Origin of the sequence: Brucella pseudogrignonensis, assembly GCF_002252525.1 — a bacterium.
GTDB classification, from domain to species: domain Bacteria; phylum Pseudomonadota; class Alphaproteobacteria; order Rhizobiales; family Rhizobiaceae; genus Brucella; species Brucella pseudogrignonensis.
This window is the reverse complement of record NZ_NNRM01000017.1, coordinates 655,409-679,705: the sequence shown is the minus strand read 5'-3', so window position 1 is coordinate 679,705 and position 24,297 is coordinate 655,409. Positions and strand designations below refer to the sequence as shown.

Here is a 24,297-nt window from a genome sequence, read left to right as displayed (position 1 = left end):
AAATCACAGACAATAAATCGCTTGCGGCGGCATGTCGCATTCTTTAGCTATCTCGCGTATTTAGGGGCGAAAGCACCGCTGGAATCCATTATATCGTATGATATGCATTCAGGCAGTTCCCTTCGCTCTTGTTACTATGCAAGCAGGGAGGAACTGCAATGCAGCAAAAATCTCACGAAATGACGTCCGCTGAAAAGTCAGCCATATCGAAAATTTCGATCCGGCTGGTTCCCTTCATCGCGCTGATGTTCTTCATCAACTTCCTGGATCGCACCGCAATTTCCTTTGCTGGTCCGAACGGGATGACTGCCGACCTTGCGCTGACAGCAGCTCAGTTCGGTTTTGCCGCCGGTATCTTCTTTGTCGGCTATATCATTCTTGAAGTGCCTAGCAATCTCGCGTTGCACAAATTTGGCGCACGCAAATGGCTCGCCCGTATCATGGTGACATGGGGCATCGTCGCCCTTCTGTTCACTTGGGTTTCCAGCGCAACCGAGCTCTACATCCTGCGCTTCTTGCTGGGTGTTGCTGAAGCTGGCTTCTTCCCAGGTGCAATTCTGTTCCTGTCGACCTGGGTGCCTTCGCGTCACCGCAACAAGATCCTGGCACTGTTCTATCTCGCACAGCCGCTGACCACTGTGATCGGCGCGCCACTTGCAGCAGAGCTGATCGCAATGCACGGTGCTTTTGGTCTCGAAGGCTGGCGCATCATGTTCTTCGGCGTTGCAGTCCCTGCAATCGTTGTCGGCATCATCACCTTCTTCTACCTGCCTGACACGCCGAATGACGCCAAGTGGCTGAACAAGGAAGAACGCGACTGGCTTAACGGCGCACTCGCTCAGGAAGAGAAGATCAAGGAAAAGGCTCACGGCAGCCACAAGACGGGCCTTGCTCTCGCAGACAAGCGCGTCTGGCTTCTGTCGATCGTCTATTTCGGTCTGATCTACGGCCTCTATGCACTGGCTTTCTTCCTGCCGACAATCATTGGCGGCTTCGAACAGCAGTTCGACACCAAGTTCGACGTGTTCGACAAGGGTCTGATCACCGCAATTCCATATCTGCCAGCCGCTATCGCTCTCTATTTCTGGAGCCGCGATGCTGCAAAGCGCGGTGTTCGCCCATGGCACATTGGTATTCCAGCACTTGTTGGTGCCATTGCCATTCCGGCAGCACTTTTCATGCCAACGCCTGCAACCACGATCCTGATGATCACAGTTACGGCTTGCGCGATTTTCTCCGCCTTGCCTAACTTCTGGGCCATTCCGTCCCGCTTCCTAAGCGGCACGGCAGCGGCAGCAGGCATCGCGCTGATCAATACGATCGGCAATATTGCGGGCTTCGCAGCACCATACATCACAGGCCTCGTTAAAGACTGGACTGGTCTTTACGAAATGCCAATGTTCATTGTCGGCGCTGTCATGCTGGTATCTTCGCTGCTGGCGTTCTCCCTGACAGGTCGTCTTAAAGACCCAACAGAAGTACAGCAGGGCAAGTAATCTGCTTGAAACTAAAAAGCCGCGCTGAAACCCAGCGCGGCTTTTTCTTGTCCAAATATCAGAAGCTGGAGCGATCCCAACTAATGCTGAATCATTGAAACCGCTCTATCGCTTTGTTCTCTCGCATTATCCGATGCATCGCACTTTTATTCGAAATGCTTTGATTACTTAACTTGAAGCGATTTGTGACCGTTATACTTGAATGGCTCCATACCGGCGCGGGCAAGTTCATCAGCGCGTTCATTTTCCGGATGGCCAGCATGGCCTTTAACCCAGTGCCACGTCACGTTATGCGGCTTGCGCGCCTCATCCAGTGCCTGCCACAGCTCTGCATTCTTGACCGGCTTCTTGGCTGCAGTTTTCCAGCCATTGCGCTTCCAGCCCTCAATCCAGCCGGAAATACCATCACGCACATAGACACTGTCAGTGTAGAGATCGACTTCGCATGGCTCTTTAAGCGCATTAAGCGCTGAAATCGCGGCCATCAGCTCCATGCGATTGTTGGTAGTATCGGCTTCGCCGCCCTTCAACTCTTTCACATGACCGTTCCAGCGCACGATAGCGCCCCAGCCACCGGGACCGGGATTGCCAGAACATGCACCATCCGTGAAAGCTTCAATCTGCTTCACGCGTCAGCTCCGCTAAGTTCAAGACCATATTCCGTTGCAGATGTGACCTGTCGGTGGAAGCGCATACGGCGCACATATTCCATCGGGTCTTTCTTCATGACAAAGCTGCCATCCGGCACATTAAGCCAGTCATAAAGACGGGTCAGCATGAAGCGAACAGCAGCGCCGCGGGCCAATACTGGCAGAGCCTCAATTTCAGCGGTCGAAAGCGGTCGCACTGAATTATAACCCCGCAGGAAGGCCGCGCCCTTGGTTAGATTAAAGGAGAAATCTTTCTCAAAGCACCATGCGTTCAGGCAGACCGCCACGTCATAGGCGAGAATATCCGTGCACGCAAAATAGAAATCGATAAAGCCCGACAGGCGATCACCAAGGAAAAACACGTTATCAGGAAAGAGGTCAGCGTGGATGACGCCTTCAGGCAATCCCGTTGGCCAGTTCTTTTCAAGGTAATCAAGATCGCTTTCTGCCTCTGAAACCAGCCCCTGCTCAACAGCATCAGCGCGCGCCTTGGACAAGTCCCACAACGGACGCCAATCGGGCAATGTCAGACCGTTGCGGCGGCGCATGTCGAAGTCCTCACCCGCCAGATGCATTTCTGCCAATCCACGACCAACTTCTTCGCAATGAGCGACGGTTGGCTTGCGCATCCACATGCCTTCAAGGAAGGTCACGATTGCCGCCGGACGCCCTGCAAGCTCACCAATCGTTGCGCCATCACGACGCACAACCGGCTGCGGGCATTCCAGACCACGCTTGGAAAGATGCAGCATCAGATTAAGGAAAAACGGCAAATCATCGCGGTTCACGCGCTTCTCATAAAGCGTGAGAATGAAAGAGCCTGTCGTGGTGTGGAGCAGATAATTGGTGTTCTCGACACCTTCCGCAATGCCCTTATAGGAAGTCAGAGCACCGATGTCGTATTGCTCGAGAAAAGCGCCAAGTTCGATTTCGTTGATATCTGTATAGACGGCCATGCCGCTTATTTCCCCATATTCACCACACGCGTCTTATCCGATAGCCGTTAGCCAGTTTTCGGGATGCGCTCTAATTTAGGAATACCGACGACCCGGTTTTCACCGTTGACGAATGCCATATCGCGCACCGTCAGTTCCACATCGCGTATCTCACGATTCACAAGGAAGTTTTCGGTTTCAACTGTCGTTTCTGCCAGTTCGATCTTCACATCAAAACGGGCTTTGAAAGCATCGATGATCTCATCGACGATGATCTCAGGCGCTGATGCACCAGCCGAAAGCCCGACGACCGAAATATCTCCGACCTTATCCCATTCGATATCGCTTGCGCGCTGCACAAGCATCGACATGCCCGCGCCCGCCTTTTCAGCAACTTCGACAAGACGCTTGGAATTGGAAGAGTTCGGAGCACCCACGATAAGAAACAGATCGCATCCAGGAGCCGCTGCGCGCACCGCATCCTGACGGTTCGTGGTGGCATAGCAGATCGATTCGGCGGCAGGTGCTGTCAGGTTCGGGAAACGCTGCTGCAACTCAACGATGATACCAGCTGTGTCGTCTACCGACAGTGTCGTCTGGGTTACGAATCCGAGATTATCTGGATCAGCGAATTCAATCGCCCGCGCATCCTCAACCGTTTCGATGAGCGTCACAGCGCCTTCGGGCAGCTGCCCCATAGTGCCGATGACTTCCGGATGGCCGGAATGACCGATCAGGATGACGTGACGGCCAAGGCGCTGATGACGCATTGCCTGCTTATGCACCTTGGAAACCAGTGGGCAAGTTGCATCAAGATAGAAGAGGTTCTTGGATTCGGCATCCGCTGGCACTGATTTCGGTACGCCATGGGCGGAGAATACCACCGGCTGATCACGATGTTCAGCCGGAATTTCATCAAGTTCTTCGACAAAAATCGCACCGCGGGACTGCAGGCCTTCAACAACATAGCGATTATGCACGATCTCGTGGCGGACATAGACAGGCGCGCCATATTTCTTCAGAGCCAGCACCACGATCTGGATTGCCCGGTCAACACCTGCGCAAAAGCCGCGCGGGCCGCAGAGGCGGATTTCCAGAGGGGGTCGTGTATCGGTCATGAAGCGTGCTCGCAGGGTTCGGCGTGGCTTGAAGTGCTCACAATCATATAGGGTCGGGCATATAGGGTCGGGCATATAGGATCGGCATATAAGGCCGGAGTTGGGCTCTAACGAGGCCCTTGTCAAGTCTTTGTAGCCTTTCGATACCGCCAGAGCCAGCTTCCGACAACCCCTATCAGCGCCAAAGCGAGGCCATACCATGTAACCGCATATTGCAAATGGTTGTTGGGGAAATCAATAATCGTCACGCCGCCAACAGGCAAACCGCCAAAGTTTGGCTTGTTATCGGCATCAATAAAGAACGGCACAGCATCATCCAGCGACGGAATATCCGCGCTTTCAGCCATGGCCGACCAATCTTTCCAATAGAAGATATTTTTTGCGACATCATTGTCCGGAAGGAAGTAGCCCGGCTTTGCGCTGAGCGGATCGCGTGCAAGCCCCGTAATCGTCACAGGGCCATCCAGTTGTCCATCAAGGCGGGTTTGCGGGTCTTTCTTTTCGTAAGGGACGAAGCCGCGATTGACCAGCACGAAGCGGCCATCCTCAAGCATCAGCGGCGTATAGACATTGAACCCCGGCTTACCTTCATAGGTCGCCAGAAAATGGCGTTCGCCCTGATGCATGAAAGTGCCGGAAACCGTCACCGGCAGATATTCAACGGTCCCTTTTTCACGATAGATTTTTTCCATCTCTGCAAGCGGCAAAGGCGGCTCATGAATACGTTCTTGCGTGGACGCAATCAGCGCTTCTTTCCACTGCAACCGTTCGACCTGCCACGTACCCAGTCCAAGGAGAATTATCAGCGCGATAAGCGAGGCGATCAGCAATCCCCATGGCAGGCGCTGCCGCTTTGATTGGTCATTCATTGTCATCATCCAGACGTCCTTGTGACGCCTTGTTGCGAAATTGCAGATTGATGAGAATACCCTTGATGCTGCGCATGGCAAGAAGACTAAGGATAATCGCCAGTGGCACCCACAGAATGAAATGCACCCATAGAGGCGGCGAATAATTGACCTCCATCCACAAGGCGAGGCCAACCACGATAAAACCGATGATGAGAATGACGAAGGCGGCAGGCCCATCGCCAGAATCGGCAAACGAATAGTCCAGACCACAGACCCTGCAGCGCGGCGCGACAGTTAAGAAGCCATCGAACAGTTTACCTTCGCCGCAGCGCGGGCAATGCCCCGTCAGCCCGCTCTTCACCGGATCGACTGCTGGATATAAATTATGGTCCGACATCACACGCTCCCTAACACTTGCGAAAAGAAAAGGCGGCCATGTTTCCAAGGCCGCCCCATCATCTTATCAAACAGCTGATCAGCCGCCGTGCATTGGTGCGCCCCAACCGCCCCACACGTAGATCGTGAAGAACAGGAACAGCCAGACGACGTCCACGAAATGCCAGTACCAAGCGGCTGCTTCAAAGCCAAAATGGCGTTCCGGGGTGAAATCACCACCCATCGCGCGGAACAGGATCACCAGCAGGAAGATCGTTCCCACGATGACGTGGAAGCCATGGAAGCCAGTTGCCATGAAGAAGGTCGCGCCATAGATCGAGTCTTTGAATTCGAACGGTGCATGGATGTATTCGTAGGCCTGAACGAACGAGAACAGCACGCCCAAAGCAACCGTCAGCGCAAGACCTGTGATCATGCCCTTGCGATCCTTGTGGAGCAGAGCATGGTGCGCCCATGTCAGCGTCGTACCTGAAAGGAGCAGGATGACAGTGTTGTAAAGCGGCAGGTGCAGCGGATCGAGAACTTCAATGCCCTTTGGAGGCCACTGACCGCCGGTGAATTCAGCGCGCATCACCTGATGCACTTCGTTCGGGAACAGGCTTGCATCGAAAAATGCCCAGAACCATGCAGCAAAGAACATGACTTCCGAGGCAATGAACATGATCATGCCGTAGCGCAGATGCAGTGCCACGACGCGGGTATGATGGCCTTCATGGCCTTCCTTGATCGTGTCTGCCCACCAAGCATACATGCAATACAAAACGATCGCCAAGCCGATGAAGAAAATCCATGGCGTCACCAGATTGATACCGAAGAACGGAAGCTGGCCGTTATTGATATAACGCATCCATGAAATGCCGCCGACGGCAAGCACGAACGCGCCAACCGAACTCAGGAACGGCCATGGGCTGGGCGCGATGATGTGATAGTCGTGATTTTTCTCGTGAACGTCAGCCATGTCTCTCCCCAAGGCTCCTCTCTGTGCCTTCCTGTCTAAGCTCCCCTAAGAATCTCAGACAAATCCCTTAGTATCGCAACATAGAGCCGCTTGGCTCTTTTGTCTTTGCGGCATTGTGTGCCGCACAATTTTCGAAATCAGCTTCCGCTATTACCCGCTGGTGCCGCCTTTGCATTTGCAACAGGCTTCGGCTTGTCAATCGGGAAGAACGTGTAGGACAGTGTAATCGTCTTTACGTCTTTCAAATCCGGATCATTGACGATCTCCGGGTCAACGAAGAAAACAACCGGCATTTCCATGTCTTCACCCGGCTGCAAAGTCGTATCGGTAAAGCAGAAGCATTCAACCTTGTTGAAATAAGCGCCTGCACGGCCCGGAGCCACATTGAAGCTCGCGCGACCATAGGTCGGCTCATCAAACAGATTACGCGCTTCATATTTTATCATGGTGGTTTCGCCGATACGCACGGTCACTTCGCGCTCAACCGGCTTGAATTCCCAAGGCAAACCATTTGCGGTGTTGGCGTCGAAACGCACCTTCATGGTCTTGTCCAGAATGGTATCGGAATATTGCTCAACGCGCTGCGTGGTGCCGCCGTAACCCGTTACCTGGCAGAAAATACGATAGAGCGGCACTGAAGCATAAGCCGCGCCAATCATGCAGACAAAGAAGGACAGACACGCAATCGCAACCGTACGGTTTGAACGATTGAGCCGCTTCTGCTTCTCATCAATTTTCTGCTGATCTGCCATTCTCTCCTCCCAGATAGAACTCTTATCAGTCCACCCTAAAATTAGAGTGGACGAACCAGAACATTCGCTCCCAGCTTTGCCATTGTGCCCACATAAACGAGGACAACGAACAGAGCCAAAGCAATTGCGAGGCCCCAGGAACGGTTGCGCTGAGCTTTTCTCTGCTGCTCAGTTGGTACAACCAGTTCTAGTTCCTCGTTATTTGGCTTCTGTACAGAATTACCCATCAAATCACTCCAAAGGCTGTCAGCAGCCTGATCGCCAGCGCTTCCACCAGCAGAACCGCAAAGACGCCCGAAAGGTACATCAGCGAAAAACGGAACAGTTTGCGCGCGGCAAGCAGCATCTGAGCATGGCTTTCGGCCATCCACATGCGCCATGCATAATAGACGAATGCCAGACCGAGCAGTGTAGAAATCACGCCATAAGTGATGCCAGCAAAACCAAGCACGTAAGGCAGCACACCTACAGGCGCCATGATTACGGCATAGAACATCGCCTGACGACGGGTCGATAGTTCGCCCCTCACATTCGGCATCATGGGGACTCGTGCGGCTTCATAGTCATTGGTCGAAAACAGCGACAAAGCCCAGAAATGTGGTGGCGTCCAAAGAAAGATGATCATGAACAGCACAACGCTGTCCCATGTGATCTCGCCAGTTGCAGCAGCCCAGCCGATCATTGGCGGGAAAGCACCGGCGGCGCCACCGATAACGATGTTCTGCGGCGTCGAGCGTTTGAGCCACATCGTGTAGATCACGGCGTAGAAGAAGATGGTGAAAGCAAGAAGAGCTGCAGCCAGCCAATTGACCATCAGGCCAAGCGTAATGACAGAAAATACCGAAAGCGTGAGGCCAAACGCCAGAACCTGGTTCGGTGCAATGATACCTGCTGGAATTGGACGATTGCGGGTGCGCTTCATCACGGCATCAATATCGGCATCGTACCACATATTGAGAGCCCCGGACGCGCCAGCACCCACCGCAATGCAGAGAATGCTGATTGCAGCCAGCACAGGGTTCATATGTCCAGGCGCAAGCACCAAGCCCACAAGCCCGGTGAACACCACAAGTGACATCACACGCGGCTTCAGCAGGACGAGATAATCCCGCGCAGTCGCCTCGGAAAGAGCGAATGCGTCATCGGAAACCGTGTTTTTTTCCACCAGAGACATTAACTTCTACAACCTCGAATTCACCGGGCCAATGCTGTGCTCGGCCCAGAGCACACATCAGCTATTCAATACGACTTTTACCTCCCGGAGATGCATTCACTCCTAGTCAGAAGCGTCGTCTTGAACGTCAATCGGTGACGGACGGAACTGAATGCCGCCCGCACATATCACAGTTTTGCGCGAGGGCGAACCCCTTTCAGGGCTCGCCCCTTGCACATTTACTTTATACGCGGCAGCTGTTCCCACTGGTGGAACGGCGGAGGCGATGAAAGCTGCCATTCCAGCGTCGTGGCGCCTTCACCCCATGGGTTCGCACCAGCTTCACGCTTCTTCGCAAATGCCTCAAAGACATTGTAGAGGAAGATCAGCACAGCGAAGCCGGAAATGTACGAGCCGTAAGACGACACCATGTTCCAGCCTGCATAGGCATCCGGATAGTCGATGTAACGACGTGGCATACCGGCAAGACCGAGGAAGTGCTGCGGGAAGAAGACGAGATTGACGCCGACGAAGGTGACCCAGAAGTGCAGCTTTGCGGTGAATTCGTCGTACATATAGCCGCTCATCTTCGGGAACCAGTAGTACCAGCCTGCGAAAATCGCAAACACAGCACCCAGTGACAGAACATAATGGAAGTGAGCCACAACGTAATAGGTGTCATGCAGCGCACGGTCGAGACCGGCATTGGCGAGCTGAACGCCCGTTACACCACCAACCGTGAACAGGAAGATGAAGCCAATCGCCCAGAGCATCGGCGCGCGGAAGGTCAGCGAGCCGCCCCACATGGTCGCGATCCAAGAGAAGATCTTGATGCCCGTCGGAACCGCGATAACCATCGTTGCGAAAACGAAGTAGCGCTGCGTGTCGAGCGACAGACCGACCGTGTACATATGGTGAGCCCAGACGACGAAGCCGACAACACCAATCGCGACCATAGCGTAAGCCATGCCGAGGTAACCGAAGACTGGCTTGCGCGAGAAGGTCGAAATGATGTGGCTGACGATACCGAAGCCCGGCAGGATCAGAATGTACACTTCTGGATGACCGAAGAACCAGAACAGGTGCTGGTAAAGGATCGGATCACCACCGCCATCCGGCGTGAAGAAGGTCGTACCGAAGTTACGATCAGTCAGCAGCATGGTGATGCCACCTGCGAGAACCGGAAGCGAAAGCAACAACAGGAAAGCAGTTACTAGCACAGCCCAGGCGAACAGCGGCATCTTGTGCAGCGTCATGCCCGGAGCACGCATGTTCAGGATCGTCGTAATGAAGTTGATCGCACCAAGGATCGACGACGCACCGGAAATATGGAGCGCGAGAATCGCGAAATCGATTGCCGGGCCAGGCTGACCGCTCGTCGAAAGCGGCGGATACAGCGTCCAGCCGCCGCCAGGCCCCCAGCCGCCGGGTGCCGAAGGCATGAACAGCGAGATCAGCAGCAGTGTGAGCGCCGGTGGAAGAAGCCAGAACGAAATATTGTTCATACGCGGGAACGCCATATCAGGCGCACCGATCATCAGCGGAATCATCCAGTTGGCGAAACCACCGATCAGCGCAGGCATAACCATGAAGAAGATCATGACCAGAGCGTGCGCAGAGGTGAACACGTTGAACATATGCTTACCAGCATCGAGAGCTGCGTCGCCCTCAACACCATAAACCATCTGTGCCAGACCATGGAAAATCTGGATGCCCGGCTCCTGAAGCTCGGCGCGCATCGCAATAGACAATGCGCCGCCGATGATGCCGGAAATGATTGCGAAGATCAGGTACAGAGTACCGATGTCTTTATGATTGGTCGAGTAAACCCAGCGCACCCAGCCTTTAGGCTTGTGGTCGTCATGGGCTCCATGCTCGTGAGCTGCTGTGCCAGCCATGGAATTCGCTCCCGTTTTTCAACAGTCTTGCGTATCGAAGTCTTTAAAGACCCGCCGCAGCCACTTTATCGTTTGCATCGCCTTCAAGCTCAGCCTGAAGCGCCTTGTTTGCACCCGGAACATCCGAGGCGGCTGCCGTCAGCCATGTGTTGTACTGCTCTTTTGAGACGACACGAACGGCGATTGGCATGAAGGCATGGTCCTTGCCGCAAAGCTCGGAACACTGGCCATAATAGAGGCCTTCCTTGTCGGCTTTGAACCAGGCTTCGTTGATACGGCCCGGTACGGCGTCCATTTTCACACCAAAGGCCGGAATGGTCCATGAATGGATCACATCGGCAGCTGTTACCAGAAGACGGACCGTTTCGCCAATCGGCACGACCACTTCGTTATCGACTGCCAGAAGGCGCGGATAACGAGCATGATCTTCTTTGCCTGCAGCAGCGCGATCAGCATCCTTCAAGATAAGCGAATCAAAGCTTACCGGCGTTTCGGTCTGATATTCATAGCCCCAGTACCACTGATAACCGGTTGCTTTGACCGTCAGCGTCGGATCCTGAGGCGAATATTGAGCAGTCAGAAGCTGGAACGACGGCACCGCAAGGAAAAGCAGAATAATGACCGGACCCACGGTCCAGATAACCTCGATAGCCGTATTATGACTGGTCTTGGATGGTTCTGGGTTTGCGCTTGCGCGGAACCTGATCACACACCAGACGATCAGCGCCAGAACCAGCAATGTGATTGGAATGATGAACCAGAGCGTATAACGCTCAAACCAATGAATCTGCTCGGCAATACCGGTCGCAGCTTCTTGAAATCTTATCTCCCATGGACGCGGCTGATCCGCCAAAGCGGCACCGCTCGTCCACAGCAATGCGAAAGCACCAACGACGGCACCCCTCGTTGTGGCAACAAATTTATCCACCAGAACTCTCTCCCTTTTCGCCCTTTCAGGCTGGACGCCGGACGTTTAGACGGCCGTATCCCCCGTCAGCGTTCAAACCACACCTTAACGCACACCGCAAGGAAGGCGAATATGTTCCTGTGCGGCATTTTTGCGCGCAAGCCTGCGTCAGAGGCCCGCATGCCGACCATTCAATAAAGCGTCATAACCCTTCGAAAACTTGGGAAAAACCTGATAAACCCATAATGAAGCCATGATTTAGCAAGAGGTTTCCTCTAACGTGCCGCGTGATAATGGATGCAACTGCCGGGGACGCATCTCAGATGCAATGCCGGTATCACCTTTGCGATGATGGCTCGGAAGCGACAATAGCTTTTCACCGCCTGTTTCGGAGGGTAACGTCCCGGTGATTCGATCTGGAGATTTCATGATTTTCCGCACATCCGCCCGCCGCTCGATTTTCCAACGCTTTGCTACCCTCGCAACGAGTGTAGCTCTGGTCTTCGCGGCTGACACAATGCCGTCAGTCGCACAGGAAACGCCTGCGCAACTTCCAGCACCAACGGCACAAACACCTGCCCAGCCGCAATCTTCCGCGACGCCGCAGCAGAGTGGCACGCTCAAATCACAGCATGGCCCATGGGCGATTCTGTGTGATACGCCAGCCGGTGCCAAAACCGAGCAGTGCGCGCTCATTCAGAACGTGGTTGCAGCCAAGCGTCCCGAACTCGGCCTTTCGGTCGTTGTTCTCAAAACTGCTGATAACAAGGCTCGTATCCTGCGCGTTCTGGCCCCGCTCGGCGTATTGCTGCCAAACGGCCTCGGCTTGAATGTTGATGGCAAGGATATCGGCCGCGCCTATTTCGTGCGCTGCTTTGAAGACGGCTGCTATGCAGAGGTCATCCTTGAAGACGAGCTGCTCAACACATTCCGCAATGGCAAGTCTGCAACCTTCATCGTCTTCCAGACACCGGAAGAAGGGGTTGGAATTCCCGTAGATTTGAAGGGATTTGGTGAAGGCTTCGACGCCTTGCCGTAATCTCAAGGTTGTTCTCAACCGATTTAGCGCTTACATCCTGTGGCAAACACATGCCGCAGGATTATTTTTATGAAGAGCTTGATCGATAGCTTCGACGTAACTCGTGACGATATTGAGCGCCTTGTCTCGCAAAGCCTGAAAGGCAGCGACGACGGCGAACTCTTTATGGAATATCGCGAGGCGGAAGCACTCGTTTTCGACAACGGACGTCTGAAGACCGGCTCGTTCAATCAGGATCAGGGATTTGGCCTGCGGGCAGTCGCGGGCGAAGCTATTGGCTATGCCCATGCGGGCGATCTCTCAGTTGCTGCTCTCAAACGCGCGTCCGATGCGGTCTCTGCCACACTGACAGGTCATAGCGGCACATATGCAGCAGCACCCGCAGGAACCAATCGACATCTCTATACCGACGAGAACCCGATTGGCTCTCCGACATTCGATGCGAAGGTGCAGCTTCTGCAGAAGATCGATGCATATCTGCGCGCGAAAGACCCCAAGGTGCGGCAGGTTTCTGTTTCCATTGCCGGATCATGGCAGCAAGTGGAAATTCTCCGTGCGGATGGGCATTTTGTACGCGATATTCGCCCGATGGTGCGTTTGAGCGTTTCGGTGGTAGCAGGCAATGGCGACCGTCAGGAATCCGGTTCGCACACACTTGGTGGACGCAAAGGTTTTGGCGACTTCATCACTACGGAAAGCTGGCAGAGCGTTGCCGATGAAGCATTGCGTCAGGCTCTGATTAATCTCGAAGCGATCCCCGCCCCGGCTGGCACCTATGACATTGTGCTGGGCAATGGCTGGCCGGGTGTGATGCTGCATGAAGCTGTTGGTCACGGCCTTGAAGGCGACTTCAACCGTAAGAAGACATCCGCCTTTGCCGGTCTCCTCGGTCAGCAGGTGGCTTCGAAAGGCGTAACCGTTGTCGATGACGGTACGATCTCCGAGCGTCGCGGCTCACTGACCATCGATGATGAAGGCACACCGACCAATCGCACCGTGCTGATCGAAGATGGCAAGCTGGTGAATTACATGCAGGACCGGCAGAATGCCCGCCTGATGGGCATGGAAGCCACTGGCAATGGTCGCCGCGAATCTTATGCACACGCACCCATGCCGCGCATGACCAACACCTATATGCTTTCTGGTGACAAAACGCCGGAAGAGATAATCGCCTCCATGAGGAAGGGCATTTATGCCGTTTCATTCGGGGGCGGTCAGGTGGACATTACGTCTGGCAAATTCGTGTTCGGTTGCACGGAAGCTTACATGATCGAAGACGGCAAGATCGGTGCGCCTATCAAGGGCGCGATGCTGATCGGCAATGGCCCGGATGCCATGCAGCGCATTTCGATGATCGGCAATGATATGAAACTCGATACCGGGTCGGGCAATTGTGGTAAGGGCGGACAGTGGGTTCCGGTCGGCGTCGGACAGCCGCATCTGCGCATGGATCAGGTCACGGTCGGTGGTACAGCGGTATAATCCCTGCTCATGCAGCTGATCGACAAATACCTGCCCGAATATGGTTTCAGCGAAATCCATGGCTGCGATGTCAATGCTGCTCCTGAGCTCGTCTTGCAGGCGGCAATGAGCTACAGGCCAGAAACGGACATGTTCTTCCGCAGCATGATTGCGCTACGCGAAGTGCCTATGCGGGCGCTCGCAAAATTGCGTGGGCGCGAAAATAACGTTGCGCCGCCTTTCGGCTTACATGAGTTTACGCTGCTTGATCATAGGCCCAGTGAAGCACTGGTTTATGGGCTGGTGGGGCAGTTTTGGAAAACTGATTTCGGCCTCGTAAAAATGGAAAGCGCGGAAGACTATCTCGCGTTCTGCACACCGGGCGTTGCAAAGCTTGCACTGACATTCACAGTGACCGAACAGGGCAGCAAAACGCGCCTAGTCACCGAAACGCGTGTCTTTTGCCCTGATCGTAAAAGTCATCTTCGCTTCACGCCCTATTGGTATCTGATCCGTCCAGTCAGCGGCATAATCCGCAGCCGCATCCTCAATTCGATCAGGAAAGCCAGCGAAACAGCCATTTCTTCTTTCGGAGCTTCTTGATGAATATCATCGCCCACATCGAAATTCCGGTTACAAAGCTTGAACGTGCCGTCGCGTTTTATTCTGAAGTCTTCGACATCGCATTTGGCGAGGTGGTAAAAATCCACGGCAATCGCATGGCTTACTTTCCTTTCGAAGAAGGTAAGGATGGTGCTAGTGGCGCGCTGGCAGAAGGCGACGTCTATGTGCCAACTATCAATGGTGCGATTGTCTATCTCAGCGTTGCGGACATCGATAAGGTAATTGCAAAGGCCGCGAAATTCGGCAGCGAAGTGCTGTTTCCAAAGACAGCTTTCGGCGAAAATAGCTTTGTAGCTGAAATTATGGATAGTGAAGGCAATCGTATCGCACTCCAGCAGCTATAACATTTTCTCCACAGCCCTTATTGCTGAAAGCGACCCGAGAGGACCGCGCATGACACTCAAAATCCGGACAGGTGGCGTTTACAAAGATGCACGCGGATATGAAGTGATAATCGCCATGCGATATCCCGACGGTAAATTTTATGGCGCTCAGGGTATTGTTTATCTTGCAGATGGGCGCAGTCATGTGCACGCTTATAAAGATCAGGACCCATGGAGACTGGTTGAAGAGATAAATCATGCCGGAGGAGATAATGCCTGAGACGCCATATGACTGGAGTGGGAAGCAGCCTGAAAAGCGCTCCCGACAAAAGCGCATGATGGTAATTGCAGCTGCAACCATGATCGCCCTGCTCTTCACACTGGCCGTAGTGGACGCGATCCTCATACTGGTCGACTGATGCTGCCCGTCTACGAAATCGACTGCACCGGCATAAAGTCCCCCAACGAGCTCTGGCAGCGCTATCTCGACACCGTGCCCGCGCTTGATCCAAAATCCTTTGGCTATACGCTCGATTCATTTTGGGATGGTGTGCAATGGGGTGGCCCCGGCTGGCCAGGCGAATGCGAACTCGTATTCAGGAATGTGGAAGCCCTGAGCGAGCTAAAAACGCTCGGCGGCAAGCCTTTTCTGGAAGCATTTCGGCAATTGGTTGCTGATACGGATCGCATTATGATCAGTCTGGAATGAGCGCAAAGCTCATTCCGTTATTTTGACCGAGGCATCGTATTTTGCCGAAGCGCTGACAAGCACTTCAATCTCGCTTGCGCAGAGATAGGCTTTCATTGCATCGAACTTTTTCTGATCCCAGTTGTATATTCCCATACCCAACAGGGTTTCAACAACCGGTGCTGGAAACCGCGAGCGAACCACCGTAGCAGGATTACCGGCGACAATCGTGTAAGGTGCAACATCCTTCGTCACGATAGCACCAGAGGCGATGATTGCCCCTTCTCCGACAGTGATGCCCGGCATCAACATGGCACGCATTCCAATCCAGGCACCATCCGCAATAACGGTGTCGCCCTTTCCCTTATAGGCATCGAGAATGACATCCGGAAATGGATAGAGACTGAACCAGTCCGTACGATGCGTATGGTTGCCACCCATCAGGATGACTGCTTCCGCGCCTATACAAACGTAATCACCTATGTGGAGCTGATCCACAGGCCATTGAGATTCCCAAGCCTTGAGGCTGTATTCATCACCATACAAGTACCGAACAACGCTATCTTCAAATGAGCCTGTCCAGGCATTGCTGTAATAGCTGTGTTTTCCTCGTACATGAATATTCGGGTTCTTGACCGTTTCATGCAATAGCTCAACAACAGACCAGTGCTTGGTGGGCGGACTTACAAAAGACACGGCAATCACAACTTTCTAAAATTTTTCGGCAGTTCATTTCGAATGCCCAATCATTATCGTCGCAATCGGAAATCAAACCGACGGCGTGATATAATATTATCAACTAAATTAAGCGCTTAGACCACCCGCAACTGTAATGACGGTTCCGGTTACAAATCCTGATTTATCGGAAGCGAGCCAGAGCGCAGTTTGTGCAATGTCTTCCGGCTCGGCAATACGTCCCATCGGTGTCATGGCTGCGATTTTTGCTGGTCTGTCCGGGTTGCCGCTAATTGAATGAATAGAGGTATTGGTCGTGCCGACACGAATGGCATTTACCCGAATACCTTCCGGTGCCAGCTCTTTGCCAGCGCCGATCGAAATGGTTTCAACCGCACCTTTTGAGGCAGCATAATGGACATATTCGCCCGGGCTCCCCAAAACGGCTGCCACTGATGAAATATTGATGATTGTGCCGCCAGAGCCACCGTTCGCAGTCGACATGCGGCGTGCGGCTTCCTGTGTGCAATAGAGTAACCCGAAGACATTCGTCCTGAATGTTTGCTCGAGTGCTTCTTCCTCAAGCCCCTGGATGCGGGTGTTTTGCCCGATGACGCCCGCATTGTTGACGAGACAGCTGGGCGTGCCCAGCTCCCGATCACACGTTGCGAAAAGATCGATCACGTTTTGCCGGTTTGCAACGTCGCTTCGCACAGCTATTGCCTTGGCACCGAGGCCTTCGCAGGCTTTTACAGTGCCAAGAGCGGCATCAACATCGCTTACATAGCTGATGCAGACATTATAGCCTTCGCGCGCGAAGAGCGTTGCAGTCGCAGCACCAATACCTCTGCTGCCTCCAGTGACGACAACAACTGGTCTCACGTCACGCCCTCCCCGCGCTTTGATGGCTGTTTAGATTCCCGGATTTTCCTCCAGAAGACCTTCGACAAATTCGAAAAGTCCCGGACGCCGATCACGGCGCAAACGCTCGGCAACGATGATGCCTTTGATGCCCGCATAGGAGCGCTGAAGGTCTTCATTGATGACGATATAGTCGTATTTTACCCATTTCTGGATTTCAAACCGCGCATTCTGCAAGCGGGTTTCGATCACATCAGCCGTGTCTTCCGCACGGCGGTTGAGGCGGTTCTGCAGCTCACGCATGGTAGGCGGCAGAATGAAGATCGACACCACATCGGCAGGCATCTTGGCTTGGAGCTGTTCAGCACCCTGCCAATCAATGTCGAACAGCATGTCCTGACCGTCTGCCAGCGCTTCCTCAGCGGTCTGACGCAACGTGCCGTAGAAGTTGCCATGCACTTCCGCCCATTCGATCAGCTCATCATTGTCACGCAGCCGCTCAAATTCACGCTTGGTGATGAAGTGGTAATGCACGCCATCGATTTCGCTGGGGCGGCGCTCACGCGTGGTAACGGAGATCGATAGCGAGAGCTTCATATCCGGATCGCCGAGCAGCTGTCGCGCGATTGTGGATTTTCCGGCACCTGACGGTGACGAAATCACCACCATCAAGCCTCTGCGTGCAATGCCATGTTCGACCGAAGAGATGGCCATTTTCCGTTACTCCAGATTCTGTACCTGTTCGCGAAACTGATCGACGACTGCTTTCAGCTCGAGGCCGATTGCGGTGATCGACGCTGCATTCGACTTCGAACACAGCGTATTGGCTTCGCGATTAAATTCCTGTGAAAGAAAGTCAAGCTTACGCCCTACCGGACCGCCATCGGAAAGCAGCTTGCGGGCCGAAGCGACATGGGTTTCCAGCCGGTCCAGCTCTTCCTGAATGTCCGCCTTGGTCGCAAGGAAGGCCGCTTCCTGATAAAGCCGCGTTTCATCAAGATCGCGTCCGGTTTCCATGAGTAGAGCGACCTGCCCGGCCAGCTTTGTGCGGATAGCATCGACACTGCGCGACGGATCGTTCCGCGCTTCAAGTGTCAGACGCTCAATCGTATCGACATGGCCGGAAAGGATCGTGAAAAGCGATTGGCCTTCGTGAGCGCGCGCTTCGGCAATGGATTTCAATGCGCCTTCAAAAGCCACAACTACCGCTGTTTCAAGCCCTGCGCGTGAATTGTCGTCTTCGCTGACTTGCACCTGATCGATAATGCCACGCAGCGAGAGAATGCCATCAACGCTTGCTGGCTGAAGACCGTGTCGGGCCTGCAGCTCCGCACCTAGTTTCAGAACTTCATCGAGCATTGCTTGATTGATGGTGAAACCCGCCTGGGCTTCTGCACGTTCGACTGTCAGACTTGCCTGAAAATTTCCGCGCGAAAAATAACGCGCCAGAAGTGACCGAACCGGGTGCTCAGCACCTTCCAGACCTTGCGGCAAACGCAAACGCAGGTCCAGACCCTTGCCGTTGACCGAGCGTACTTCCCACACGATCCGTGCTTCGTTATCCGCAGCACCATACTGTATCGCGTGGCGCGCAAACCCTGTCATACTCTGGAGCACCATGTGCACCTTTCTTCACCAAAGACTAGCATGCGAAGTAAAACCGCCCATTACTGGGCGGTGTTTTGCTGCTGTAGCTGGTTCTTTTCTTGCTCAACCGCGCGCCATTTGCGCACATTGGCATTGTGTTCGGCCAAGGTCTTGGCAAAAACATGCCCGCCAGTACCATCAGCCACGAAGTAGAGGTCTTCAGTATCGAGCGGATTGGCCACAGCCTCAAGTGCTGCGCGACCCGGATTGGCAATTGGTGTCGGCGGAAGACCATTGATTACATAAGTGTTGTATGGCGTTGGCTTCTCGATATCTGATTTGAAGATCGGGCGATCAGAAGGCTTACCAGCACCACCGAAGAGGCCGTAAATGATAGTCGGATCGGACTGAATACGCATACCCTTGTTGAGACGGTTCACAAAAACCGAAGCCACATGCGGACGTTCCGATGCGATACCTGTTTCTTTCTCAACGATAGAAGCAAGCGTCACGAACTCATTCTTGTCCTTGACCGGCAGATCAGCGCGACGTTTCGCCCAAGTATCATCAATCAACTTCTGCTGTGAAGCGATCATACGATTGATGATTTCTTCGCGTGTCGAGCCGCGTGTGAAGTTGAGCGTGTCGGTGAACAGACCACCTTCGGGAGGCATGTTCTTTGGCATATCACCAACCAAAATTGGATCGGCAGAGATACGGTCGAACACCTGTTTGACAGTCAGGCCTTCCGGAATTGTCAGCGGATACATGATCGACTTGCCACTGATGAGAATATTCATCACGTCGCGCATGGTCGAGCCAGCAGGGATCGCATATTCGCCAGCCTTGAGATCATTCTCATGGCCGTAAGCACGCATACCGTAGCGGAAGATACGTGCGTCGCTGACGATTTCACGGCCTTCGAGGCTGTTCGAAACTTCTGAAACGCCAGCGCCACGCTTCACAAGGAATGTGGTTTCAGCAGTCAGAGGCCCTTGAGAGTCAAATTGTAGCTTGCCGAAGTAAAACAGGGCCGATGCACCGAGCAAAACCAGTACGATCAGTGACAGCATGAAATTCATGAAGACGACGATCTGGCTTCGTGCATGGCGCGAACGCTTGCGCGGCGGTGGCGTACCCGGTTCGGGGCGCAGAGCCTCTGAAGCAGATTTCGGCACGAAAGGCTTAGCTGCGGCCTGTTCGGACACCACAGCACCTTGCGGCTGCTGCTCTGCAGGGTTGGCTCCGGGCTTTTCTTCTGAACTCACTCCATCACCTCGTCCTGAGACCCGCGCGAGACGGCATACAAATCAACCAAATACTTGTGAAGCACACTAACCACAAAAAGCAGGTTTAAACATCGCATCGGGTTATATTTTGGCAAAAACGCGGAGAAATCCCCGCGTTTTTAAATAGATCGACTTTTGCTTAGGCTACCACTCAGGAATAGCGACGCAGAATCAACGAAGCATTAGTGCCGCCGAAACCGAAAGAGTTCGACAAGGCGATATCGATTTTGCGTTCGCGCGCTTTGTGCGGAACGAGATCGATCTTGGTTTCAACCGCTGGATTGTCCAGATTAAGCGTTGGCGGAGCGATATTGTCGCGGATAGCTAGCGTTGAGAAGATTGCCTCCGCAGCACCTGCCGCACCGAGCAAATGCCCGATTGACGACTTTGTCGAAGACATGGAGACCTTCGAGGCCGCATCGCCAACAACACGTTCGACTGCACCCAACTCGATGGTATCAGCCATGGTCGAAGTGCCATGCGCATTGATGTAATCGATCTGGTCCGGAGTGATTTCAGCGCGCTTCAAAGCTGCAACCATGCAGCGCTCTGCGCCTTCGCCACTTTCGGTCGGAGCGGTGATGTGGAAAGCGTCACCTGACAGACCGTAGCCGATGACTTCAGCGTAGATCTTTGCGCCACGCGCAAGAGCGTGTTCCAGCTCTTCAAGAACCACAACGCCTGCACCCTCACCCATGACGAAACCGTCGCGGTCATTGTCATAAGGACGGGAAGCTGCGGTTGGATCGTCATTGCGCTTGGTGGACAGAGCCTTACAAGCAGCGAAGCCTGCCAGCGAAATGCGGCTGACCGGCGATTCCGTACCACCGGCAACCATGACGTCCGCGTCGCCAAAGGCAATCAAACGGGCAGCATCGCCAATGGCGTGCGTTCCGGTTGCGCAGGCAGTTACCACGGAATGGTTCGGGCCACGAAGTCCGTGCTTGATCGAAACATGGCCGGAAGCCAGATTGATCAAACGGCCGGGAATGAAGAATGGCGAAATACGACGCGGACCCTTATCACGCAGCGTGTAGCCCGCTTCGACGATGCCTTCGATACCACCGATACCGGAACCGATCAGAACGCCAGTGCGAACCTGATCTTCATCGCTTTCAGGATGCCAGTTGGCATCGTCCAGAGCCTGATCGGCTGCGCCAACAGCATAGACGATGAACGGATCAACTTTGCGCTGCTCCTTGGGCTCCATATGGAGATCGGGGTTGAATGTGCCGTTGGAGCCATCGCCGATCGGAATACGGCAGGCAATCTGGTAGGCCAGATCATCAACTTCAAATTCCGTGATGCGGCGAGCACCGCTTTCACCGGCAACAAGACGCTTCCAGGTCTCTTCGACACCGCTCGCAAGCGGAGACACCAGACCAAGACCGGTGATGACGACACGCCTCATATCCACCCCTTAGATTTGATAAACTTCGTTGGAGACATCCCGCAGGCGAATAGCGCCTCATACAGTCGATGCTCAATCTTGCTACCGGATTGCGTTTCGCATGTGGCCTGTGTTTGGCCAGAACCGGTTATGTTAGTTCGTGTCTCCAAGCAGAAGACAAGTAGGGCCGGGATTGCAAGAATCCCAGCCCCAAAAGCTCAGATTAGGCGGATGCCTTATCGATGAACTTCACAGCGTCGCCGACCGTGAGGATCGTTTCTGCAGCGTCGTCAGGAATTTCAACGCCGAATTCTTCTTCGAAAGCCATGACCAGCTCGACGGTGTCGAGGCTGTCTGCACCAAGATCATCAATGAAGCTTGCGCCTTCGGTGACCTTGTCGGCATCTACACCCAGATGCTCAACAACGATTTTCTTGACGCGCTCTGCGGTATCGCTCATGTCGGAACCTCGACCTGTTGTTAGTTTGCTCTGCCTTGGTTAGCGGCATGCATGATTGTAATCAAGTTATAAGATGCCTGCCAAGTTTCGAGTTTACTCGCCTGACAGTCACCCTGTGGATATTCCTTGCGGAACAGGATAACGACATCTCGCAACCGAAATGCCGAAACTCTCGTCGGGCGCATTACCATGCTTCTTGAGCAAGGCAAAGCGCATTTTAGTTTTCACAGTCCGACTTTAAGCCTTTATATACCGTAAAATAGTGACCTCAAAGCCTGTAAAGGGCTTTTAGATCATAGCCATACCGCCATTGATGTGCAGTGTCTGGCCAGTCACATATGCGGCTTCATCGCTTGCCAGGTAAACAACCGCAGCAGCAATATCACCACCAGCGCCCATACGCTTCATCGGGATGCTGCCCATGATTGCTTCCTTCTGCTTCTCGTTCAGCTTGTCGGTCATAGCCGATTCGATGAAACCCGGAGCAATACAGTTAACTGTAACGTTACGGCTTGCAATTTCCTGGGCCAGCGACTTCGAGAAGCCGATTAGGCCCGCTTTGGACGCACAGTAGTTTGCCTGACCTGGATTACCGGTTACGCCAACAATCGACGTAATGTTGATAATACGGCCATTGCGGCGGCGCATCATCGGATGGGTTAGCTCACGCGTCAGGTTGAACACCGAGGTCAGGTTGACATTGAGAACCGCGTCCCAATCTTCGTCGCTCATGCGTACGAACAGGCCATCACGGGTAATCCCGGCATTATTGACGAGAATATCAATACCGCCCATTTCTTCTTCCGCCTTCTGGCCAAGAGCCTTGACGGCTTCGCGGTCAGACAGGTTTGCCGGGAAAATGAACGTACGATCACCGAGTTCAGCAGCGAGCTCTTTCAGCTTTTCTTCACGCGTACCATGAAGGCCGACGATTGCGCCCTGCGCATGAAGAGCGCGAGCAATCGCTTCGCCCAGACCGCCGGTCGCACCGGTTACGAGAGCCTTGCGGCCAGTCAGATCAAACATTCCAGATCCTCTTATGCATTAAGCGCAGCAAGAGCTGCATCGATTTCTTCGGCCGAACCAACGGTTACTCCAGTCACATCTTTAGAGATGCGACGCGCAAGACCGGTCAGAACCTTGCCTGAACCTACTTCATAAAGCGTGGTTACGCCATTGGCTGCAAACCATTCAACAGTTTCCCGCCAACGCACCTGACCCGTGACTTGCTCGACCAGCAGATCAGCGATCTCATTGGCATCCGTGACAGGCGCCGCACGCACATTGGCAATCACCGGCACAACCGGATTGTGCTTCTCAACCTGAGCCAGCGCTTCACGCATAGCTTCCGCAGCAGGAGCCATCAGCGTCGAATGGAACGGTGCAGAGACGGGCAACATGATCGCACGTTTGGCACCTTTTTCGGAAGCAAGCGAAGCCGCCAGTTCAACAGCCGCTTTTGAACCAGAAATGACGAGCTGACCGCCGCCATTGTCATTTGCGATCTGAACCGAGCCAGAGGCCTTTGCTTCTGCACAGATGGCTTCAACATCGCTGTGCTCGAGGCCGATAATGGCAGCCATTGCGCCTTCACCGACCGGAACAGCCTTCTGCATGGCGTTTCCGCGAATGCGCAAAAGGCGGGCAGTATCTGCAAGCGAGAAAGTGCCCGCTGCGCACAGCGCCGAATATTCGCCGAGCGAATGGCCCGCAACGTAGGCGACTTTGTCTTTCAGCGAAAAGCCACGCGCTTCCATGACGCGCAACGTGGCAATCGAAACCGCCATGAGAGCTGGTTGTGCATTGGCCGTCAGCGTCAGAACATCTTCCGGACCTTCAAACATGGTCGCGGAGAGCTTTTCGCCCAGTGCTGCGTCTACTTCCTCGAAAACAGCGCGTGCTTCAGCGAACTGTTCCGCCAAGGCTTTGCCCATGCCAACTGCCTGGCTGCCCTGTCCGGGAAAGGTAAATGCTACCGCCATGAATGCCTCTTTTTATATAACAATTTCACGCGATGTGCCCCAGCATGGGTTGAAAAGTCAAGTATTTGTGGATTTTTGCCAGTCGCAACGCTTGCAAAGCAGGGGAAAAACACGTAATAGGCGCCCGTTCGTTGCTGGCATTAGCTGGGGGCTGAACGGAGGAGCATGTCTTCCTCACCGTTAAAAGTGAGAATGCATGTGGAAGTCGTAAGTGCTTCTGCCTCCCGTGTCTCCGCTCTCGATTGTCTTTACCCAAGCGTCCTTTCTTCCCGGTTTTCCGGTTCTAAGAGAAGTCGCAGAGGCTTAGCCGTTAGTGCCAGCGTGATGCAACAGAAGAAAGGCAAAGCCAATGGCTCTTTATGAACATGTGCTTCTTGCCCGCCAGGACATTTCCCAGCAGCAGGTCGACGCTCTCGTCGAACAGTACAAGGGTGTCCTCGAAGCTAATGGCGGCAAGGTCGGTAAGGTTGAAAACTGGGGTCTTCGTCCCCTCACCTACCGCATCAAGAAGAATCGCAAGGCGTATTACACGCTCGTAAACATTGAAGCTCCGGCAGCAGCCGTAGCTGAAATGGAACGCCAGATGCGCATCAACGAAGACGTTCTTCGTTTCATGACCGTTCGCGTTGAAGAACACGAAGAAGGCCAGTCGGCTATGCTTTCGCGCCGCGACGATCGTCGTGAACGCGATGGTGATGACCGCGGCCCACGTCGTCCACGTGAAGGCGGTTTCGACCGTGGCGATCGCGGTGATCGCGGCCCACGTCGTCCACGCGACAACGAAGCTGGTGAAGGAGCATAATC

The 24,297-nt window shown here is 53.9% G+C and carries 29 protein-coding genes; 9 read left to right on the top strand and 20 right to left on the bottom strand.

Annotated features, from left to right (window positions below; genetic code table 11):
• Window positions 1–158: 158 nt before the first annotated feature.
• Window positions 159–1,496 carry an MFS transporter gene (locus tag CEV34_RS09865; RefSeq protein ID WP_007874032.1) on the top strand — a complete coding sequence of 446 codons (1,338 nt, stop codon included), beginning with the start codon at window positions 159–161 and terminating at the stop codon, window positions 1,494–1,496.
• 164 nt (window positions 1,497–1,660) lie between these two features.
• On the opposite strand, the gene rnhA is transcribed toward CEV34_RS09865, so the two are convergent.
• The 11 genes from rnhA to coxB form a co-directional block, all read right to left on the bottom strand.
• Window positions 1,661–2,125: a ribonuclease HI gene (rnhA, locus tag CEV34_RS09860; RefSeq protein ID WP_007874031.1), complete on the bottom strand. Its 465-nt coding sequence runs from the start codon at window positions 2,123–2,125 to the stop codon at window positions 1,661–1,663.
• Window positions 2,122–3,102, bottom strand: a complete 981-nt coding sequence (locus tag CEV34_RS09855) for a homoserine kinase (RefSeq protein WP_007874029.1) — start codon at window positions 3,100–3,102, stop codon at window positions 2,122–2,124. Before CEV34_RS09855 ends, rnhA begins: the two co-directional genes overlap by 4 nt.
• 47 nt (window positions 3,103–3,149) lie before the next feature.
• Window positions 3,150–4,199, bottom strand: a complete 1,050-nt coding sequence (ispH, locus tag CEV34_RS09850; RefSeq protein ID WP_007874027.1) for a 4-hydroxy-3-methylbut-2-enyl diphosphate reductase — start codon at window positions 4,197–4,199, stop codon at window positions 3,150–3,152.
• 122 nt (window positions 4,200–4,321) lie between these two features.
• Complete coding sequence (locus tag CEV34_RS09845) at window positions 4,322–5,068, bottom strand: SURF1 family protein (RefSeq protein WP_007874025.1); 747 nt, start codon at window positions 5,066–5,068, stop codon at window positions 4,322–4,324.
• Window positions 5,061–5,447, bottom strand: coding sequence for a DUF983 domain-containing protein (locus tag CEV34_RS09840; protein ID WP_007874024.1), 387 nt, complete (start codon window positions 5,445–5,447; stop codon window positions 5,061–5,063). The genes CEV34_RS09845 and CEV34_RS09840 overlap by 8 nt, the downstream gene beginning before the upstream one ends.
• 78 nt (window positions 5,448–5,525) lie before the next feature.
• Window positions 5,526–6,404: a cytochrome c oxidase subunit 3 gene (locus tag CEV34_RS09835; protein WP_007874023.1), complete on the bottom strand. Its 879-nt coding sequence runs from the start codon at window positions 6,402–6,404 to the stop codon at window positions 5,526–5,528.
• Window positions 6,405–6,541: 137 nt separating this feature from the next.
• The gene (locus CEV34_RS09830) at window positions 6,542–7,156 is read right to left on the bottom strand and encodes a cytochrome c oxidase assembly protein (protein ID WP_007874022.1); all 615 of its coding nucleotides are present in this window, start codon (window positions 7,154–7,156) and stop codon (window positions 6,542–6,544) included.
• A gap of 41 nt (window positions 7,157–7,197) precedes the next feature.
• Complete coding sequence (locus CEV34_RS09825; protein WP_007874021.1) at window positions 7,198–7,383, bottom strand: hypothetical protein; 186 nt, start codon at window positions 7,381–7,383, stop codon at window positions 7,198–7,200.
• Window positions 7,383–8,330: a heme o synthase gene (gene cyoE, locus CEV34_RS09820; protein ID WP_007874020.1), complete on the bottom strand. Its 948-nt coding sequence runs from the start codon at window positions 8,328–8,330 to the stop codon at window positions 7,383–7,385. The genes CEV34_RS09825 and cyoE overlap by 1 nt, the downstream gene beginning before the upstream one ends.
• Window positions 8,331–8,548: 218 nt before the next feature.
• Complete coding sequence (ctaD, locus tag CEV34_RS09815) at window positions 8,549–10,207, bottom strand: cytochrome c oxidase subunit I (protein ID WP_007874019.1); 1,659 nt, start codon at window positions 10,205–10,207, stop codon at window positions 8,549–8,551.
• A gap of 43 nt (window positions 10,208–10,250) precedes the next feature.
• Complete coding sequence (coxB, locus tag CEV34_RS09810; RefSeq protein WP_007874018.1) at window positions 10,251–11,135, bottom strand: cytochrome c oxidase subunit II; 885 nt, start codon at window positions 11,133–11,135, stop codon at window positions 10,251–10,253.
• A gap of 406 nt (window positions 11,136–11,541) precedes the next feature.
• Here coxB and CEV34_RS09805 point away from each other — a divergent pair, with 406 nt between their 5' ends.
• The 7 genes from CEV34_RS09805 (at window position 11,542) to CEV34_RS09780 (ending at window position 15,270) form a co-directional block, all read left to right on the top strand.
• Entirely contained in the window at window positions 11,542–12,153 is a 612-nt protein-coding gene (locus CEV34_RS09805; RefSeq protein ID WP_007874017.1) for an invasion associated locus B family protein, read from the top strand.
• 69 nt (window positions 12,154–12,222) lie between these two features.
• The gene (tldD, locus tag CEV34_RS09800; protein ID WP_007874015.1) at window positions 12,223–13,635 is read left to right on the top strand and encodes a metalloprotease TldD; all 1,413 of its coding nucleotides are present in this window, start codon (window positions 12,223–12,225) and stop codon (window positions 13,633–13,635) included.
• A 9-nt stretch (window positions 13,636–13,644) separates the two neighbouring features.
• Entirely contained in the window at window positions 13,645–14,217 is a 573-nt protein-coding gene (locus tag CEV34_RS09795; RefSeq protein ID WP_007874014.1) for a hypothetical protein, read from the top strand.
• Entirely contained in the window at window positions 14,217–14,582 is a 366-nt protein-coding gene (locus CEV34_RS09790; RefSeq protein ID WP_007874013.1) for a VOC family protein, read from the top strand. The genes CEV34_RS09795 and CEV34_RS09790 overlap by 1 nt, the downstream gene beginning before the upstream one ends.
• A 49-nt stretch (window positions 14,583–14,631) precedes the next feature.
• Window positions 14,632–14,841 (top strand): hypothetical protein, encoded by a 210-nt coding sequence (locus CEV34_RS09785; RefSeq protein ID WP_007874012.1) that lies wholly within the window; start codon window positions 14,632–14,634, stop codon window positions 14,839–14,841.
• Complete coding sequence (locus CEV34_RS26965) at window positions 14,834–14,980, top strand: hypothetical protein (protein WP_153223297.1); 147 nt, start codon at window positions 14,834–14,836, stop codon at window positions 14,978–14,980. The genes CEV34_RS09785 and CEV34_RS26965 overlap by 8 nt, the downstream gene beginning before the upstream one ends.
• A complete protein-coding gene (locus CEV34_RS09780) occupies window positions 14,980–15,270 on the top strand; it encodes a barstar family protein (protein WP_007874011.1) in 291 nt (96 codons plus the stop codon). The genes CEV34_RS26965 and CEV34_RS09780 overlap by 1 nt, the downstream gene beginning before the upstream one ends.
• 9 nt (window positions 15,271–15,279) lie before the next feature.
• On the opposite strand, the gene CEV34_RS09775 is transcribed toward CEV34_RS09780, so the two are convergent.
• The 9 genes from CEV34_RS09775 to fabD all read right to left on the bottom strand — a co-directional run bounded on the left by CEV34_RS09775 (window position 15,280) and on the right by fabD (window position 23,493).
• Window positions 15,280–15,945 (bottom strand): CatB-related O-acetyltransferase, encoded by a 666-nt coding sequence (locus tag CEV34_RS09775; protein WP_039859567.1) that lies wholly within the window; start codon window positions 15,943–15,945, stop codon window positions 15,280–15,282.
• A gap of 108 nt (window positions 15,946–16,053) precedes the next feature.
• Window positions 16,054–16,806: an SDR family oxidoreductase gene (locus CEV34_RS09770; protein WP_007874008.1), complete on the bottom strand. Its 753-nt coding sequence runs from the start codon at window positions 16,804–16,806 to the stop codon at window positions 16,054–16,056.
• Between the two features lie 30 nt (window positions 16,807–16,836).
• Entirely contained in the window at window positions 16,837–17,499 is a 663-nt protein-coding gene (gene gmk, locus CEV34_RS09765) for a guanylate kinase (protein ID WP_007874006.1), read from the bottom strand.
• Between the two features lie 6 nt (window positions 17,500–17,505).
• Window positions 17,506–18,405 carry a YicC/YloC family endoribonuclease gene (locus CEV34_RS09760; RefSeq protein ID WP_007874004.1) on the bottom strand — a complete coding sequence of 300 codons (900 nt, stop codon included), beginning with the start codon at window positions 18,403–18,405 and terminating at the stop codon, window positions 17,506–17,508.
• A 47-nt stretch (window positions 18,406–18,452) separates the two neighbouring features.
• Entirely contained in the window at window positions 18,453–19,640 is a 1,188-nt protein-coding gene (mltG, locus tag CEV34_RS09755) for an endolytic transglycosylase MltG (RefSeq protein WP_007873999.1), read from the bottom strand.
• 172 nt (window positions 19,641–19,812) lie between these two features.
• Entirely contained in the window at window positions 19,813–21,072 is a 1,260-nt protein-coding gene (gene fabF, locus CEV34_RS09750; RefSeq protein ID WP_094543536.1) for a beta-ketoacyl-ACP synthase II, read from the bottom strand.
• A 202-nt stretch (window positions 21,073–21,274) separates the two neighbouring features.
• The gene (locus tag CEV34_RS09745) at window positions 21,275–21,511 is read right to left on the bottom strand and encodes an acyl carrier protein (RefSeq protein ID WP_002963616.1); all 237 of its coding nucleotides are present in this window, start codon (window positions 21,509–21,511) and stop codon (window positions 21,275–21,277) included.
• A gap of 288 nt (window positions 21,512–21,799) precedes the next feature.
• Window positions 21,800–22,537: a 3-oxoacyl-[acyl-carrier-protein] reductase gene (fabG, locus tag CEV34_RS09735; protein WP_007873823.1), complete on the bottom strand. Its 738-nt coding sequence runs from the start codon at window positions 22,535–22,537 to the stop codon at window positions 21,800–21,802.
• 11 nt (window positions 22,538–22,548) lie between these two features.
• Window positions 22,549–23,493 carry an ACP S-malonyltransferase gene (gene fabD / locus CEV34_RS09730; protein WP_007873821.1) on the bottom strand — a complete coding sequence of 315 codons (945 nt, stop codon included), beginning with the start codon at window positions 23,491–23,493 and terminating at the stop codon, window positions 22,549–22,551.
• Window positions 23,494–23,842: 349 nt separating this feature from the next.
• Here fabD and rpsF point away from each other — a divergent pair, with 349 nt between their 5' ends.
• A complete protein-coding gene (gene rpsF, locus CEV34_RS09725) occupies window positions 23,843–24,295 on the top strand; it encodes a 30S ribosomal protein S6 (RefSeq protein WP_007873819.1) in 453 nt (150 codons plus the stop codon).
• Window positions 24,296–24,297: the final 2 nt, after the last annotated feature.

What these genes read in the sequence shown, in the direction of transcription:
- CEV34_RS09855 (WP_007874029.1), bottom strand. Translation starts at nt 3,102, where the DNA reads ATGGCCGTCTATACAGATATCAACGAAATCGAACTTGGCGCTTTTCTC.
- CEV34_RS09840 (WP_007874024.1), bottom strand. Translation starts at nt 5,447, where the DNA reads ATGTCGGACCATAATTTATATCCAGCAGTCGATCCGGTGAAGAGCGGG.
- CEV34_RS09805 (WP_007874017.1), top strand. Translation starts at nt 11,542, where the DNA reads ATGATTTTCCGCACATCCGCCCGCCGCTCGATTTTCCAACGCTTTGCT.
- CEV34_RS09790 (WP_007874013.1), top strand. Translation starts at nt 14,217, where the DNA reads ATGAATATCATCGCCCACATCGAAATTCCGGTTACAAAGCTTGAACGT.
- gmk (WP_007874006.1), bottom strand. Translation starts at nt 17,499, where the DNA reads ATGGCCATCTCTTCGGTCGAACATGGCATTGCACGCAGAGGCTTGATG.
- tldD (WP_007874015.1), top strand. Translation starts at nt 12,223, where the DNA reads ATGAAGAGCTTGATCGATAGCTTCGACGTAACTCGTGACGATATTGAG.
- CEV34_RS09795 (WP_007874014.1), top strand. Translation starts at nt 13,645, where the DNA reads ATGCAGCTGATCGACAAATACCTGCCCGAATATGGTTTCAGCGAAATC.
- CEV34_RS09825 (WP_007874021.1), bottom strand. Translation starts at nt 7,383, where the DNA reads ATGGGTAATTCTGTACAGAAGCCAAATAACGAGGAACTAGAACTGGTT.
- CEV34_RS09835 (WP_007874023.1), bottom strand. Translation starts at nt 6,404, where the DNA reads ATGGCTGACGTTCACGAGAAAAATCACGACTATCACATCATCGCGCCC.
- CEV34_RS26965 (WP_153223297.1), top strand. Translation starts at nt 14,834, where the DNA reads ATGCCTGAGACGCCATATGACTGGAGTGGGAAGCAGCCTGAAAAGCGC.
- CEV34_RS09830 (WP_007874022.1), bottom strand. Translation starts at nt 7,156, where the DNA reads ATGGCAGATCAGCAGAAAATTGATGAGAAGCAGAAGCGGCTCAATCGT.
- rpsF (WP_007873819.1), top strand. Translation starts at nt 23,843, where the DNA reads ATGGCTCTTTATGAACATGTGCTTCTTGCCCGCCAGGACATTTCCCAG.
- CEV34_RS09760 (WP_007874004.1), bottom strand. Translation starts at nt 18,405, where the DNA reads ATGGTGCTCCAGAGTATGACAGGGTTTGCGCGCCACGCGATACAGTAT.
- fabD (WP_007873821.1), bottom strand. Translation starts at nt 23,493, where the DNA reads ATGGCGGTAGCATTTACCTTTCCCGGACAGGGCAGCCAGGCAGTTGGC.
- CEV34_RS09780 (WP_007874011.1), top strand. Translation starts at nt 14,980, where the DNA reads ATGCTGCCCGTCTACGAAATCGACTGCACCGGCATAAAGTCCCCCAAC.
- CEV34_RS09865 (WP_007874032.1), top strand. Translation starts at nt 159, where the DNA reads ATGCAGCAAAAATCTCACGAAATGACGTCCGCTGAAAAGTCAGCCATA.
- CEV34_RS09845 (WP_007874025.1), bottom strand. Translation starts at nt 5,068, where the DNA reads ATGAATGACCAATCAAAGCGGCAGCGCCTGCCATGGGGATTGCTGATC.
- ispH (WP_007874027.1), bottom strand. Translation starts at nt 4,199, where the DNA reads ATGACCGATACACGACCCCCTCTGGAAATCCGCCTCTGCGGCCCGCGC.
- ctaD (WP_007874019.1), bottom strand. Translation starts at nt 10,207, where the DNA reads ATGGCTGGCACAGCAGCTCACGAGCATGGAGCCCATGACGACCACAAG.
- cyoE (WP_007874020.1), bottom strand. Translation starts at nt 8,330, where the DNA reads ATGTCTCTGGTGGAAAAAAACACGGTTTCCGATGACGCATTCGCTCTT.
- CEV34_RS09745 (WP_002963616.1), bottom strand. Translation starts at nt 21,511, where the DNA reads ATGAGCGATACCGCAGAGCGCGTCAAGAAAATCGTTGTTGAGCATCTG.
- fabG (WP_007873823.1), bottom strand. Translation starts at nt 22,537, where the DNA reads ATGTTTGATCTGACTGGCCGCAAGGCTCTCGTAACCGGTGCGACCGGC.
- fabF (WP_094543536.1), bottom strand. Translation starts at nt 21,072, where the DNA reads ATGAGGCGTGTCGTCATCACCGGTCTTGGTCTGGTGTCTCCGCTTGCG.
- CEV34_RS09785 (WP_007874012.1), top strand. Translation starts at nt 14,632, where the DNA reads ATGACACTCAAAATCCGGACAGGTGGCGTTTACAAAGATGCACGCGGA.